The organism is Chitinophaga sp. CF418 (assembly GCF_900142925.1).
GTDB lineage: Bacteria > Bacteroidota > Bacteroidia > Chitinophagales > Chitinophagaceae > Chitinophaga.
The window spans coordinates 342,645-357,467 of the sequence record NZ_FRCN01000002.1; the positions used below are offsets into that span (position 1 = coordinate 342,645).

Annotated in this window: 13 protein-coding genes; 6 read left to right on the forward strand and 7 right to left on the reverse strand. The window is 45.4% G+C overall.

All coding sequences use genetic code 11. The features are described 5' to 3' along the window. The first annotated feature begins 15 nt into the window (after nt 1-15). The gene (locus F3I09_RS05965) at nt 16-1,161 is read left to right on the forward strand and encodes a formimidoylglutamase (RefSeq protein ID WP_149694133.1); all 1,146 of its coding nucleotides are present in this window, start codon (nt 16-18) and stop codon (nt 1,159-1,161) included. 17 nt (nt 1,162-1,178) lie between these two features. After that, a complete protein-coding gene (locus tag F3I09_RS05970; protein WP_149694134.1) occupies nt 1,179-2,069 on the forward strand; it encodes a YitT family protein in 891 nt (296 codons plus the stop codon). A 78-nt stretch (nt 2,070-2,147) separates the two neighbouring features. Here the strand turns inward: F3I09_RS05970 and F3I09_RS05975 are convergent, their stop codons facing one another. The 5 genes from F3I09_RS05975 to F3I09_RS05995 all read right to left on the reverse strand — a co-directional run bounded on the left by F3I09_RS05975 (nt 2,148) and on the right by F3I09_RS05995 (nt 7,437). Beyond that, on the reverse strand, nt 2,148-2,558 hold the full coding sequence (locus tag F3I09_RS05975; RefSeq protein WP_149694135.1) for a lysozyme inhibitor LprI family protein: 411 nt from the start codon (nt 2,556-2,558) through the stop codon (nt 2,148-2,150). Between the two features lie 116 nt (nt 2,559-2,674). Then, nucleotides 2,675-3,958, reverse strand: a complete 1,284-nt coding sequence (locus tag F3I09_RS05980) for a pitrilysin family protein (RefSeq protein WP_149694136.1) — start codon at nt 3,956-3,958, stop codon at nt 2,675-2,677. Between the two features lie 59 nt (nt 3,959-4,017). Further along, the gene (locus F3I09_RS05985) at nt 4,018-5,253 is read right to left on the reverse strand and encodes a pitrilysin family protein (protein WP_149694137.1); all 1,236 of its coding nucleotides are present in this window, start codon (nt 5,251-5,253) and stop codon (nt 4,018-4,020) included. Between the two features lie 58 nt (nt 5,254-5,311). Next, entirely contained in the window at nt 5,312-6,232 is a 921-nt protein-coding gene (locus F3I09_RS05990) for an aspartyl protease family protein (RefSeq protein WP_188133705.1), read from the reverse strand. A 92-nt stretch (nt 6,233-6,324) separates the two neighbouring features. Then, the gene (locus F3I09_RS05995; RefSeq protein ID WP_223233147.1) at nt 6,325-7,437 is read right to left on the reverse strand and encodes an aspartyl protease family protein; all 1,113 of its coding nucleotides are present in this window, start codon (nt 7,435-7,437) and stop codon (nt 6,325-6,327) included. Between the two features lie 181 nt (nt 7,438-7,618). Here F3I09_RS05995 and mqnC point away from each other — a divergent pair, with 181 nt between their 5' ends. The 3 genes from mqnC (at nt 7,619) to F3I09_RS06010 (ending at nt 10,198) form a co-directional block, all read left to right on the forward strand. Further along, nucleotides 7,619-8,743, forward strand: a complete 1,125-nt coding sequence (gene mqnC, locus F3I09_RS06000) for a cyclic dehypoxanthinyl futalosine synthase (protein ID WP_149694140.1) — start codon at nt 7,619-7,621, stop codon at nt 8,741-8,743. A gap of 231 nt (nt 8,744-8,974) precedes the next feature. After that, entirely contained in the window at nt 8,975-9,607 is a 633-nt protein-coding gene (locus tag F3I09_RS06005; RefSeq protein WP_149694141.1) for a hypothetical protein, read from the forward strand. A 48-nt stretch (nt 9,608-9,655) separates the two neighbouring features. Continuing rightward, entirely contained in the window at nt 9,656-10,198 is a 543-nt protein-coding gene (locus F3I09_RS06010; RefSeq protein WP_149694142.1) for a GNAT family N-acetyltransferase, read from the forward strand. Here the strand turns inward: F3I09_RS06010 and F3I09_RS06015 are convergent. Beyond that, the gene (locus F3I09_RS06015; RefSeq protein ID WP_149694143.1) at nt 10,195-11,088 is read right to left on the reverse strand and encodes a hydroxypyruvate isomerase family protein; all 894 of its coding nucleotides are present in this window, start codon (nt 11,086-11,088) and stop codon (nt 10,195-10,197) included. The genes F3I09_RS06010 and F3I09_RS06015 overlap by 4 nt on opposite strands. 313 nt (nt 11,089-11,401) lie before the next feature. Here F3I09_RS06015 and F3I09_RS06020 point away from each other — a divergent pair, with 313 nt between their 5' ends. Beyond that, nucleotides 11,402-11,716, forward strand: coding sequence for a hypothetical protein (locus F3I09_RS06020; RefSeq protein WP_149694144.1), 315 nt, complete (start codon nt 11,402-11,404; stop codon nt 11,714-11,716). 186 nt (nt 11,717-11,902) lie between these two features. On the opposite strand, the gene F3I09_RS06025 is transcribed toward F3I09_RS06020, so the two are convergent. Beyond that, nucleotides 11,903-14,788 (reverse strand): TonB-dependent receptor, encoded by a 2,886-nt coding sequence (locus tag F3I09_RS06025; protein WP_149694145.1) that lies wholly within the window; start codon nt 14,786-14,788, stop codon nt 11,903-11,905. Nucleotides 14,789-14,823 lie beyond the last annotated feature (35 nt).

A 14,823-nucleotide genomic window follows, 5' to 3' on the forward strand; every position in this document is an offset into this window, starting at 1 on the left:
ACAAAAACACTTGTGATGGCAGACTTTACACTTCTCCATGATTACCTCCTCCCTATTTCCAAAGCAAGTCTGAATGATGATCAGGAATACGATGAATTCCAGATTGGGGGAATCGTAGATCTGTATGAAGATGGATATACACCTAATCTCGATATCGCAGATATTATCCTGCTGGGGGTGAATGAAGACCGTGGTTATGGCCCCGGTAAAAAAGGTCCCGATGCAGCAGATATTGTAAGAAGAGAATTCTACAGTTTATTTTACTGGCATAAGGATGTAAAGATCGCCGATATGGGTAACCTGCGCAAAGGTGTCACCCTTGCAGATACTTATGCTGCATTAAGAACAGTGCTCGCAGAACTGATCAACTCCAACAAGACCATTATCATCCTGGGAGGATCGCATGATCTTACCTATGCACAATATAGAGCTTACGCTACGCAGAAATATGTAATCGAAGTGACAGTTGCGGATGCTTTGATAGACCTGAAGGAAGAATCTCCTATTCCTGCGGATAGTTTCCTGATGGATATGCTGACGGAGCAGCCCAACTATATACGTCATTACAATCACCTGGCATTCCAGAGTTATTTCGTACATCCACGTATGTTGGAAACGCTGGATAAACTCCGTTTTGATTGCTATCGCCTGGGCAAAGTGAGAGAGAGCCTGGAAGAGATCGAGCCTGTATTGAGAAACACAGATCTGTTGAGTCTTGATATCAATATCATCAAACATAATGACGCACCGGCCAATACGCTCTCTCCTAATGGATTGGGAGGCGATGAGGCCTGTGCACTTTCCCGCTATGCCGGTATGAGTGGAAGGCTCAGTACTTATGGCATCTATGGATACCGCCCGGAGAAAGATAAAGATTTCCTGACAGCGAGACAGATTGCACAAATGTTGTGGTATTTCGTGGATGGCTGTTCTGTAAAGAACAAGGAGGCATTGCTGAATGAACGCGAAGCCTTTTACGAGTTCAATATTGTTTGTGGAGATATCGATACCGTATTCCTTAAGAGCAAAAAGACAGGCCGCTGGTGGATGCAGTTGCCAGGTAAAGGAAAAGACTTCGTTCCCTGCACCTATAACGATTATGTAACGGCAAGCAATAACGAGATTCCAGAAAGGTGGCTGAGACACCAGGAGAGAATGTAAGCTTATAGTACAAGTATATGGTACAGACAAGGAAGACACGCGCCCGTATTGGCTTTATTCAGAATGTACAGGATATAGTGCTGATAGTTGCAGGTGTTTTATTAGCAGCTGTCGGGCTGAAAGGATTTTTGTTGCCAAACGGTTTCCTGGATGGCGGTGTCACAGGTATCTCCCTCCTCATCAACCGGCTCACTGGTTGGTCTATTTCTGTGTTGCTGATCGTGATCAATATTCCCTTTATCCTGTTGGCGTATAAGCAATTATCTTTCAACTTTACTGTGAAGGCGTTTTGCGCTATCCTGGGACTGGCAGCAGCACTGCTGTTTATTGAAGTTCCAACTGTTACCAGTGATAAATTATTGATCGCCGTCTTTGGCGGATTGTTCCTTGGAGGAGGTATCGGACTTTCTGTAAGAGGGGGTGCTGTGCTGGATGGTACTGAAGTACTGGCACTCTATATCAACCGGAAAACAGTACTGTCCATGGGGGAAGTGATCATGTATTTTAACATTGTGATCTTCAGTATTGCTGCAGTGCTGATCAATATTGAAACCGCCCTATATGCGATGCTCACCTATCTCTCTGCCTCCAAAACAGTTGATTTTGTAATACAGGGTTTTGAAGAATATATCGCCTTGACAATTATCTCCCACGAAAGTGAGCTGATAAGAAAAACCCTGACACTTTCTTTAAAGAAAGGGGTGACAGTCTTTAAGGGTCAAAGCGGATTTGGTAAACGCGGTGCTGTAGATAAGGATATTGATATCATTTATACAGTGGTCACCCGTCTGGAAGTCCACAAGATCATCGATGAAATAGAAAAGATAGATGAAAAGGCCTTCATTGTACAACATAACATCAACGATACCAAGGGCGGTATGATTAAACGCCGGGTCACACATCACTAGTACCTAATACATTGCAGATATACGTCGGCAACACACTAGAAGTTAGTATGTTGCCTTATATACCACTCCTTCTTTACATCAGGAATGTTTGCTTGCCAATAGTTCTATTACCCGGGTTTTCAGGAAAGCTGCTTTATTGTCTGTCACGATCATATCGTCATCGAGACCGGCCAGCGTTTGCGCCCGCTTCTTTTCAACGCGGAGGTCAATGTCTTTAAAATATGTTTGTTTCTTTTCTTCCCATTGAGCCTGGGAGATCTGTAAAGTGGTACGACGGTTGTTGTCCAGGTTATCATATAGCTGGCGATATACTGTGCTCAGTAAACTATCCATTTGGGTGTAATACTGAAGGGCGCAGTTATACGGGCTCTTACCTTCTGCCAGGCAAAGCTGGTAACGCTTTTCGAGAGAGTCAACAGCAGATTTACTGGTTTGTGCGAAAACATTCATGCATATGCACAATGGCAAGCATAGGATAAAACGTTTCATAGGATTGAACAATTAGGGTCGCAAATATAGGAAAATAATAATATGTGATGTATAATAAAAAATAAAGGGTTCTGATTGCAGAACCCTTTATTTTTTATGTTTTTTTTAAAGCTGTATCAGATCACAACCAGCTCATAGAAATCTTCAGGAGTGAGATATTCCTGTGCCAGTTCCTGGAGCTCTTCGGCAGTGATTGTTTTGATCACCTTAATGTTGTTATAGAAATAGTTTTCATCCAGTCCGTTCAGGATCAGGTTCTTCCAACGCTGAATCACTTCGAAGGCGCCATCGAGGTCGCCCAGGATGGAGCCGATCATAAAGTTCCGGACCAGGTGTAGTTCATCTTCAGGAACAGCTTCCTGTTGCAGGGTACGCAGTTCCTTATAGATCTCTTCAATAGTCGCTTCGCATACATCCCTGCCTGCTTCCGTCTGAATATTAAGTGCACTGGTTTGGCGGAAATTATAAAGCTGGGAATGAATACCATAGGTATATCCTTTCTCTTCACGGATGTTGCTCATCAGGCGGGAACCAAAGTATCCGCCCAGAATAGTGTTGAGCACCAGCATTTTAGGGAAGTCTGGGTGGTAGCGGTTCGGGAATGGACGCGCTACACGTACAGCGCCCTGCACGCCGTTTTCATCATTGAAGATGCGGAACTTCTTCTCTTCTGCGGCTATTACCTGCATATCTGGCCGGATAATGGAAGATTCTCCGTTCCATTTTTCCTTACCAAAAGCCTGGTTCAGCAACTCAATGAGATTGGCGGGAAGGTGACCGGCTACAAAGATCTTACAGTTGTTGTAAGTATAATGCTGTTTGTAGAAGGCCTGGAGCGTGGGCGTTTGTAATGCATCATAAGCGTCCATACTGCTCACTCTTCCATATGGGTGAAACTCTCCAAAGAGGTACTTGTCAATATGCCGGTTGGCGACGAAGTCACATTTCTGAAGGTTCACGGCCAGACGTTGTTTCATGTTCTGCCGGAAGATGGCCAGTTCCTCTTCAGGGAAGGCCGGATCCAGGATCACCTCCTGTAATACCGGTACTAATGACTCAAAGTGTTTTGTGAGACAATGCAGGGTATAAGTGGCATATTCATGATGACTGTTACGGTTCAGGTAAGCGCCGTAATAGTCGATACTCTCATTGATTTGAAGTGCGGAGTGTTTGCTGCTGCCGTTCTTCATGAGAAAGTTGGTCGCAGAAGCTACCAGGTTCTCTGTTTCATACCAGCTGCCACCAGGGAACACCAATTCCAGCTGTAATGTATCCTGTTCATCAGACTTTATGATGTATACTGGGATGCCATTATCCAGTGTAACCTTTTCATAAGGTTTCAACGTGATATCGAACTCGGTAGCATCTTTTATCTCAGGGGCAATTTTCCGGTTTATCATTAATCTTAAATCATATTTATTTACAAAGGAAGAGCTGTCAATATTTGAAACGGACAGTGTTATCCTGCGTAATAGTAAATCGTATTGGAATTTTTCTCATCAAAAAGATGTTGCGCTTCACGGTGCATATCAGCAGAAGTCACCGCTTCGTAGTGACTGAATTCTTCATTCATTAATGCCGCATCGCCGATCAGCTCATAGAAAGCCAGGTTGTTTGCCCGGTTAAGCAGTCCCATATCCTCAAAGGCCAGCATACTTTCCACCCTGTTTTTCACCTTCTGCAATTCCCGCTCAGGAATGGCCGTTTGCTGTATTTTATCTATTTCTTCCTGAATCGCGGTTTCTGCATCTTTCATTTTCACTCCTTTAACGAGCTTTCCTTCAATGGTGAGCAGGCCGGCATCCAGTGTTCCGAAGTGATAACAATCAATATTGCTGAACAGTTTTTTCTCTTTTACCAACACCTGGTTCAAGCGGGAAGAAGCGCCACCTCCCAGGATGTCTGAGATCAGGTCTGTGGAATAATATTCTTTCGTTGTACGTCCCGGCATATGATAACATTTGTATAATGCATCCAGTGGAACGTTCGCTTTTACTTCCAGTTTGTGAGCAGCGGTTTGTGGTGGCTCTACCGGCAGGTTACGTTGTATACGCTGGCCGGCAGGAATATCGCCAAACCATTTTTCGGCCAGTTGTTTTACCTGTGCTGTAGTGACATGGCCTCCCACCACCAGTATGGCGTTGGCAGGACGGTAATATTTGAAGAAGAAGTCCTTCACATCTTCCAGGCGTGCATTTTCAATATGGGAAAGTTCCTTGCCGATGGTCATCCATTTATAGGGATGTACAGCATAGGCCAGATCTCTCATTTTGTGCCATACATCGCCATATGGCTTATTGATGTAATGCTCTTTAAACTCCTCGCAAACCACTTTCCGCTGTACGTCCAGGCTCTTTTCACTGAAAGCGAGAGACAACATACGGTCACTTTCCAGCCAGAAGGCAGTTTCTACATTTTCGGCCGGCAACTGAATATAGTAGTTGGTGAGGTCGCTGGTGGTGAAAGCGTTGTTTTCGCCTCCGGCCATCTGTAATGGCTCGTCATATTCCGGTATATTGACAGAGCCCCCAAACATCAGGTGCTCGAACAGGTGAGCAAAGCCGGTCTTACTGGCGTCTTCATCGCGCGCGCCTACATCGTACATCACGTTTACCACTGCCATGGGAGTGGTATGGTCTTCATGCACAATCACGCGCAATCCGTTGGCTAAGGTGAATTTATTGTAATGAATCATATTTCCCTGTTTATGAGAGTTGCAATTTAATTAAAAGAATGGGAGAATAGACGGGGTCTTATTTTTCGAGGAATAACTCGCGTCCGCTATAATTGATAGTGATACTACGAAATTGTCTCCATACCATAAACCCGATAGAGCCGGCCATTTCATGGAGAGAACCAGCATCATTCACGTCTTTGCAGTAACTGGCGGCCACCAGTTCCAGATGTATTGTGCCCAGATCAAGGCTGGGCAGGCTGGTATTGGTATAAGTTAATTCTTTGTAAAGATCTTTGACTACATCGGTGCTCAGTACGGGTAGCCGGGTATTAAGTTTGTGCTTTTCCACAAATGGAAAGTTGAACAAAATACCATATTCCCCTCCGGAAATGAAGTGGAAGCGGCTGCTAAGTGATTGACCATCAGGTAGGTTTATCGTGCCTTCTATCACCGGGGTGTTAAAATTCAGGCTCAGGGGCAGGCGCTGGCCGGGAGTATTAACCGGCGTCTTATTTGACCGGAAGAGTAGTAACACCTGTTTCTCATAATCTATCTTCACAATGAAGGATTTCAGCAGGTCTACCCCGATAATGCCGTCTATTTTTATACTCAGATCCTGGAATTCATCCAGCTGTTCGATGTATACCTTAACGAAGGGCAGCCTGGTTTTATCGAAGTACAATACATTGAGGGTGGCCGTTGGTACCCGCACCACCACAGCGTCAGTGCCACTCAGTCCTCCGTTATCCTTGGTCTGTAAGCCCAGGTGGTCAGCCGTTTGTTTACTCAGGGTGGTTACTTCAGCCCCGGTATCAAAGATGAAATGAAGGCTGTCAGGGGGCAGGCCGGAAGGTGTTGTGCCGGAAAGGGTGGTACTGATGACCATATACCTGTCATACAGGTGGAAAGGCAGTGTAGCGACCGCTTTCTGGCTAGCGTCCTGCGCGTGAAGAAAAGCCGGCAGGCAAACAAGTATGGCGATAAGATACTGTCTCACAATAAACATTGTCCTTATAAAGTCTCCCGGAACGGGGATCGCCCCCATTCCTGATTCTAACGGAGGATTGTGCAATGTATTATTTCAGACAGTTATAATATGCTTTTGATCTGGATTTTTTTTATCATCAGTTCTTTATTGCGCATTATCAGTACAGTAGGCCTGGTACCCACATTCTTGAGAATGTCACGGTATAACTGAAGATTGCCGGAGAAAATGTTATTGACAGCAATGATAACATCCCCTTTTTGCAAACCGGCTTTTTCGGCGGGAGAGCCTTTGATGATATCGGTGATCTCAATCCGGCCATCTATCAGGTAAATAATCAGACCTGTATAGGAATAGTCAAAGGGATCTTTGTAATGGGAGTTGGGGATCATGTAGATCTCCTTTTTACCATAATTCAGTATGAGATTGAACCTGCGTAACAGATCATTGCCGACCATACCACCGAGGAACGGGTAAGCTGTGACATTGGTAACATCGTCAAAAAGGTACACGGGAACATTCCGGAAGGCGTAGCTACCCAATTTAAACTCCTGGATGGTAGTAATGTCCATGGTCATTTTTCCGCCAAGTCCCTGTGCCTCAGTTTGTATCACCTTGCGTTGTCTTTTCCTGGAGGAAAGAATAGCGCTGTCCTTTACAAATTGCTGGGAAAGCAGCAGACACATACCAGCGCCGGTGTCAAAGTAATAACGGTTATAATGTTGTGCCTTTCCGTTCTTGAGGAAGGCATTCACAATCGGGATAAGGGTCAGTGAAGGACGTAGCAGGTGGCCTCCTTTAGGATAGGTGAAAGGCCCTTTTTCATAAATGGAGATCATTTCTGTATCATAATCCACCTCTACAATGAACTTGCTAAGGAGGCTATAGCCGATAATGCCATCTACCTGTAGTCCATACACCTGGCTGATCAACTCATAGTCATTGACATGAAAGTCAAGGCTATCTACCGTTAAACCTGGTAATTGCAGGGTCCTGTCCATGGCAAAAGCGACTGTTTTGGACCCTCCTACCCCGCGTACGATCCTATCCGTCGGCGTCAGGTGAATGCCCAATTCGACACAGGTATTCGTGTCAAGGGAAATACCGGCGCTGCCGGTATCCAGGATGAACTGCAGGGTATCAGGGATGCCCGCCAGGCAGGCGCGTATCACAACAACGCCGCCATAGAATTGTTTGAACGGGAAACGGGTGATCAACTCCCCCGGTTTCCTGGGACTGGCAGTTGTAGGCGGTACTTGCGCGGAGGCGACTTGGAATGAACATGTAATGGCAATTATTATGAGCCAACAGTGCTTCAACAGCGTAGATTTTTGCATACAGTTATCATAACAGAATAACGATGCTATAAATTTAACATTATTCCTACCTTTGTCCATCATGGAACTGAAAGATCTATACAGGAAAGCATTAAACTTCGAGTGGCTTACACCGGAAGAAGGGATTTACCTATTTGAGAAGGCTCCGCTTGCAGAACTGATGGACATTGCGAACGAGCTGCGCAAGCAACAGGTGCCACATGGAAAGGTAACCTGGCAGATAGACCGTAATGTGAACACCACCAACGTGTGTACGGCTAACTGTAAGTTCTGCAATTTCTACCGGGTACCCGGTCACGCAGAAGCCTACATTACCACCATCGACGAATACAAAAAGAAAATAGAAGAAACGCTGAAATTCGGCGGAGACCAGCTGCTTCTGCAGGGAGGTCATCATCCGGAGCTGGGGCTGAAATTCTATGTAGATACCTTCAGGCAGCTGAAGCAGTTATACCCGACCGTTAAGCTGCACGCACTCGGGCCCCCCGAAGTAGCGCACATCACCAAACTGGAAAAAAGCACCCACATCGAAGTGCTGACAGCACTGAAGGAAGCGGGTATGGCAAGTCTGCCCGGCGCCGGCGCGGAAATATTGAATGACCGTGTACGCAGGCTGATCTCCAAAGGTAAATGTGGTGCGCAGGAATGGCTGGATGTAATGAGGGCAGCCCATAAGCTGAATATTCCATCTTCAGCTACCATGATGTTTGGCCATGTTGAAACACTCATGGAGCGTTTCCAGCATTTTGCTGATATCCGCCAGGTACAGAGCGAAAAACCTGAAGGTCATTACGGCTTTACAGCGTTCATTCCATGGACCTTCCAGGATGTAGATACCCTGTTGTCCCGCATCCGTGGCGTACACAATATGACCACTTCAGAAGAATATATCCGCATGATCGCGATGAGCCGTATCATGTTGCCGAATATTAAAAATATCCAGGCTTCCTGGCTGACAGTAGGTAAGCAGGTAGCGCAGATCTGCCTGCATGCAGGGGCGAACGATTTTGGCTCCATCATGATCGAGGAAAATGTGGTAAGTGCTGCCGGCGCTCCTCACAGGTTTACCTACCGCTCTATGCAGGAGGCGATCAAGGACGCAGGATTTGAACCGCAGCTGCGCACCCAGCTATATGAGTTCCGCGATATTCCGGCTGGAATACAGGAACAGATCATCAATTACTAATTTGATATACCGATATAAAGAGGCCCGGAGATCGCATGATTTCCGGGCCTTTTTTTTGATCGGAAAATTCCAAAAACAGGAAAGAAGGTGAGAGAGAATTCCAGATTCCGGACACAAATTCCAGTATCTGGATTTTTCTACTCATTTGAGAATCAAAGAAATGTTAATTTATTCCTGTCATGTAACTCTTCCCTCCCGGCGCCGTCTAACAGGTAGTTAAAAGGAGGAAATATGAAAAAGTTAGGATTATTTTTAATAGCCGTTGGACTGCTGTCGGTGACAGCCTGTACCAGCACTAAACTGACTTCGTCCTGGAAAACGCCGGATGCCCGGTTACAGCAGGAAAATAAGATCATGGTGATAGCGCTGGTGCCGGCAAAAGAACGCAATCTGCGCATACTGATGGAAAATAACCTGGTTTCCGAACTGAAGAAAGAAGGCTACAACGCAGTCTCTGCTTATGCTACCTATGGTCCGGATGATGCATTGGCTAAAGGAGATGAAAAGGCTGCATTGAAGAAATTCAGGAACAGCGATGTGGGACAGGTAATGACGATTGCCATGGTAGATAAATCCCGTGAAAGATCATATGTACCTAACTACGGTCCGTATGGATATCCGTACTACGGTGGCTTCGGGCCTTATTACAGAGGGTGGTATGGAAGTATGTACAATCCCGGGTATTACCAGGTAAACACAAAATATCAATGGGATACCAACCTGTATGACCTGAAAGAAAAGAAGCTGATCTATAATGCGCAGACTGATTCTGTAGACCCTCCAACGGCATACAGGCAAGCCTACCTGTTTGCAAAGCAGATCGTAAAGGATATGCAGAAGCAGCAGCTGATAGCAAAGAATTAGGATTTTGTTATTTTTGAGGTTTGGCAGTTTGCCAAACCTCGTTTTTTTATGCTGGAATTACCTGTTAATGAAATGATTACGCTCAGGCAATTACAGCCTGAGAACGCACCGACCCTCTTTAACCAACTGGATACTTCACGCCGGAGCCTGCGCCGGTATCTACCCTGGGTAGATTATAATACCAATGAGGAACATACACTACGTTTTATTGAAATGATGCAGAGGAAGGCTGAAGAACAGGAAGCCATTGCATTTGGCGTTTGGTACCAGCAGCAGCTGTGTGGTGTAGTAGACCTGCATTGCTGGGATCATCAACTGGATAAAGCGGAGATCGGGTACTGGCTGGGGGAACAATTCCGCGGTAAAGGCATTGCGGTAAACGCCTGCAGAGCGCTGGTCTCTTTTGCGTTTCAGACGCTGAAGCTGAATAAATTAGAAATACGTTTCGCTTTGCAGAACGTGGAGAGTGCCCAGATCCCCATCCGCCTGGGCTTTGCCAAAGAAGGTATTCTCCGCCACAGCGCCAAACTCCATGGTCAGTATGCAGACACAGTGGTGATGGGGATCTTAAGGCAGGACTGGAAGTATTAAATATCGCAGATCTCCACGCCTTGTTTCAGGGACGCCAGCTTGTCAGCGCGTTTAGGCACGAATTCCTGTGCCACAAATCCCTTGAAACCTGTTTCGTGAATAGCCTTCATGATGGCGGGATAATACAGTTCCTGTGTCTCATCAATTTCGTTCCTGCCCGGAACACCACCAGTGTGATAATGGGCGAAATACTGATGATTATTGCGAATAGTATGGATCACGTCTCCTTCCATGATCTGCATGTGATAAATGTCGTAAAGAAGTTTAAAACGCTCGGAACCAATGGATTTACATAGTTCTACCCCCCAGTTTGTGTGATCGCACTGATAATCTGGATGGTTCACCTTACTGTTTAACAGTTCCATCACGATGGTCACCTTTTTCTTTTCAGCGTAGCTCATGATGCGTTTCAGGCCTTTGGCGCAATTCTCAATGCCAGCCTGGTCGTCCAACCCTTCCCTGTTGCCGGAGAAGCAGATCAGGTTCGTAAAACCGGCTTTTGATGTTTCGTCTATCAGGTATTCGTAGTAAGTAACGAGCTGATCGTGATGCGCTTCCCTGTTCCAACCGCGGCCAATATTCCAGTCTTTATTGATAGAGGCCACCATGGCGCATGTAAGGTCATATTTTTTGGCAGTTGCGAAATCCTTCGGATCCAGGAGGTCTATAGATTGCAGGCCGATCCTGTTGGCAGCCTTGCAGAGCTCTTCCAGTGGAATATCGTTGTAGCACCAGGCACATACGGAATGATTGATCTGACCTTTCAGTTTTTCATCCATCTTCCCCTCGTGGGCCATCACACGGGTGGAAAGGGAGGCCAGTGAAGTGGACGCAAACGCCATAGCAGCGGCTTTTTTGATCATATCGCGGCGGGAATTTTGGTTAAGCATGTTGGTAACGTGTTTACTGTTGACCGTGAAACTACGCAATTTAAAATTTGCGTACAGGTGTTACCTCAAATAGTTCGTAACTTTATACAGCGCCAATACGTTTTATATTTAGAGGCCAATTATGTTTGATTAACAGAATTACGAATATTTAGACCAGCAAATCAGCATTTTTTAAGAGATTGTATTACAGATATTTACTTTAAGAGAAACACCACAGCACCGCATCGTAATTCCCATACCGCTCAACCGTAATTGATTTTGGTAAGCTATTTGATTATACTATATATGGATAACATTTAAAGCGGAGGTCTGCATGGAAAGAAAATTTACCCCTGCATTATGGACTTGTGTTGTAATGGACCTGATTGGATGTGCAAGTTATACTGTGCCGGTTTTAGGAGAAGTAAGTGATGTGATCTGGGCCCCCATTTCTGCTATTATATTTTATAGAATGTTTGGCAGTAGTCTGGGCGCTTTCGGAAGTGTTTTCAACTTTATGGAAGAACTATTTCCGGGTCTGGATTTTATCCCAACATTTACACTGAGCTGGGTAGTAAGAAAAGTGACGCAGAGCATCAGGGATCGCAAGACGGCTGAGATGGAAAGTAGCCGGGTTATAGTACCATAAGCATCAGCAGAAAAATACTAAGGTTGTAAGGTTTCAAAGCTGGAGGCATGAAGGAGGAAGTACGTCTCCACCTTTGTTATCCTTTCAACCTTTCAATGAATCATCAACTTCGGAGTCATTTTACATTTATCAATAAAAAAAGGTCTCACATTTTGTGAGACCTTTTGCATTTGTTGTATTGTATTGTTAACCTCCTCGCATGAATCCCGGATTGCCCATCCGCATTCCTGGAGGACCCATTCTGCGGCGGTCGCCGTTGTTATTGTTACTACCTGCAAATTTGTTGATGAAGTAGGTGAAGCTGATCATGAAATACCTTTGCAGTACCATGTTTGTCACGTCTTCAATATAGTTTTCACCTGTATTACGTCCTACGCTTACATTCTGATGCAGGAGGTCATAACCGCTCAGTTTTATCAGTCCTCTTTTATCCTTGAACACGCTTTTTGAAACGAATGCGTTCAGCATCGTCACATCAACGTTGTAACCCGCTGCCCTGCCCGCATTCAGCGTATAGGTAATGTCACTTCCGATGATGAAACCATGTGGAAGATTGACATTATAATCAAATGAAAATGCGTAGTTGAAATAGTCTGTGTTATTTATTGGCTGAATGTCATACCGTGCACCACTATAGTTTACACTGGCGCCGGCGGAGATATCAAACAGCTCCTTATATGTATAATTGAAGTTGAGTCCCTGTGTGATACCAAAGTTCCTGGTATAGTTTCTCAGGAGCTTTGAAAAGCCTGTTTCAGTGCCCGTAAAACTTACATCCCGACTGTAGTTCAGATTGGTGTTCAGGTTTACAGAGGTCTTCAGTTTTTTGATGGGAATGGTATTTACTGCAAAGGCACTGAGATTGTATGCACCATTGGAGTTGACGGGTTTCGTATACTGCTTGCCTGAAGTATCGACACGGTTCGCATTCACGATCTTATTGGTTGTGAAGCTGGCATTCACATTAGTAAAGAAGCCACGGAACGTACTGTTGTTAAATACGTTGTAGCCCATGTTGATACTATGTGAAAAGGAGGGCTTCAGGTCAGGATTACCCTGCTGAACATACAATGAACTGGTCAGGTCTGGCAGTGGCTGTAACTGCGTAACTGTTGGCTGTGTTGTGCTGCCATTATAACGGAAGCGCAGCCGTTTACCTCTCTGAAAATTGTAGTTGAATGATGCTGAAGGATAGAAGTTGACAGTACGTTGATCAATTTGTGTTTTCCTGCTTACGTTGTCATTCAGCAGGCTGCTGAACTGCACATTCAATCCAAACGTATAATCATACTTCAATTTTTGCGTACGGATGTCTATGCCCGCCTGTTGCGTTGTAAATGTATTCTCGAATATGTTGGTCAGACTATCATTCAGTTTATCGTATTTGCCACTGTCGCCATCAACATCATAAGTGAGGTTCCTGGAATCGCTATAGCTATTATTCCACGCATAGGATAATTCCAGGAAGCGGTCTTTCATAAGCGGCTCGGTGTAAGTCAGTCTTACTCCCATATTGCGGCCCATATTATTCGCATTGGTCATCCTGTCGTAACCGGTGCTGAAAGAATCAGTAGCAGTTGTAGCCAGGTGCATATCTGTAGTTTTGAAGAAATTCTGCCTGTCGGTCGTATTGTAACCAAAGCTGAAATTAGCGCTGAGGGTACGGCCGATCTTATTGAATTTCTTTCTGAACAGCGCGGTAGTAGAGAAGTTGGGAGAAGTTGCATGACTGCGGTTCCTGGACTCTCCATCTATCGTTTGTACCTTATTCTCATCCAGTGATTGATATTGATTGAGCGAATTGGTAGAACCGTCTGAATAGCTGAAACTGGGGGTAACGATCAATGAATGCATAGAGTCTATCTGGTATTCAACCCGCATATTCAGCCGGTGATTGTTATTGTCGGTAAGGGAACCAGACTGCTGGTTATAATAGTAGGTGGTATCGGTCAGAAAGGTCTGTTTGTTACTATGCCTGTTTGTTTCTGTCCGCGTATCGTTGATAAAGTAGCTGCCATTTATTTTCAGCTTTGAGCCGAAGTCCTGGTTGTAGTTAAACCCGGCATTCCAGTTACGGGTAATGCCTGTGGCATTGTTCCCGCCAAGGCTACTGATGGTGGATTGTGCCGCGCCGCGTCCGCCTCCGCCGGCACGGCCACCACCACCTCCTCCACTGCCTCCTCCTCCACTGCTATTGCCGTTGAAGTTGAAGACGTCGTTGAAGGTATAACCAAGATTATTCACATTATTGCCACTTCCCAGGAAGGATAGCTGCTTGTTGTCGCGGAAACTGTTCAGGCTTGCATTTACAGCAAAGCGGTCATTATCCCCATAACCTGCAGAAGCTCTTCCGAAGAAGCCTTTTTTCTTGTCTTTTTTGATCGTGATGTTGATCGCTTTTTCCGTATTGCCATCATCAATGCCGGTGAACTGTGCCTGGTCAGACTTACGGTCTATCAGCTGGATCTTGTCGATGATATCTGCCGGCAGGTTCTTGGTGGCTAGTTTAGGATCATCACTAAAAAACGGTTTACCATCTACCAATACCCTTTTCACGGTTTCGCCCTGTGCTGTGATTACCCCGTCCTTATCTACTGATACACCCGGTAGCTTCTTTAACAGATCTTCCACTACTGCATTTTCTCTTGTCTTAAAAGAACCCGCGTTGAACTCCAGTGTATCCAGCTTTACCACGATGGGCGGTACTTCCTGGATGATCTCCACTTCATTCAACAGCAGGCCCTTGCCTTTGAGATGTATGGTTCCCATATCCGATACAGGCTGGGTTGCGGAAATCGTGACGCTTTTAAAAACCGGTTGGTAACCTAGGAAAGTGATGTATACTCTATAGTTGCCCAGGGCAATACCGGTGAAAGAGAAGGCCCCATTTTTATCTGTAAAGGCGGTAGCCGCCAGGGAAGAATCCCTGCCATTCAGCAGGGCTACGGTTGCATCCGGTAAAGGATGTGTTGCAGAAGAGTCGGTCAGTAATCCTCTTATCTGCCCCTGCTGCGCTTGTGTGGAAAGCGCAAACAGGAACAGTAAAGTGGCAATAAGGGTAATTCTTTTCATGAAAAGGGAATTGGTAAGGAGGAAACGATGCAAAT

Excerpts from the sequence above, each read along its gene's own strand:
- F3I09_RS05970 (WP_149694134.1), top strand. The coding sequence starts at position 1,179 with ATGGTACAGACAAGGAAGACACGCGCCCGTATTGGCTTTATTCAGAAT.
- F3I09_RS06015 (WP_149694143.1), bottom strand. The coding sequence starts at position 11,088 with ATGCTTAACCAAAATTCCCGCCGCGATATGATCAAAAAAGCCGCTGCT.
- F3I09_RS06010 (WP_149694142.1), top strand. The coding sequence starts at position 9,656 with ATGCTGGAATTACCTGTTAATGAAATGATTACGCTCAGGCAATTACAG.
- F3I09_RS06025 (WP_149694145.1), bottom strand. The coding sequence starts at position 14,788 with ATGAAAAGAATTACCCTTATTGCCACTTTACTGTTCCTGTTTGCGCTT.
- F3I09_RS05980 (WP_149694136.1), bottom strand. The coding sequence starts at position 3,958 with ATGATAAACCGGAAAATTGCCCCTGAGATAAAAGATGCTACCGAGTTC.
- F3I09_RS06020 (WP_149694144.1), top strand. The coding sequence starts at position 11,402 with ATGGAAAGAAAATTTACCCCTGCATTATGGACTTGTGTTGTAATGGAC.
- F3I09_RS05985 (WP_149694137.1), bottom strand. The coding sequence starts at position 5,253 with ATGATTCATTACAATAAATTCACCTTAGCCAACGGATTGCGCGTGATT.
- F3I09_RS05975 (WP_149694135.1), bottom strand. The coding sequence starts at position 2,558 with ATGAAACGTTTTATCCTATGCTTGCCATTGTGCATATGCATGAATGTT.
- F3I09_RS06005 (WP_149694141.1), top strand. The coding sequence starts at position 8,975 with ATGAAAAAGTTAGGATTATTTTTAATAGCCGTTGGACTGCTGTCGGTG.
- F3I09_RS05965 (WP_149694133.1), top strand. The coding sequence starts at position 16 with ATGGCAGACTTTACACTTCTCCATGATTACCTCCTCCCTATTTCCAAA.
- mqnC (WP_149694140.1), top strand. The coding sequence starts at position 7,619 with ATGGAACTGAAAGATCTATACAGGAAAGCATTAAACTTCGAGTGGCTT.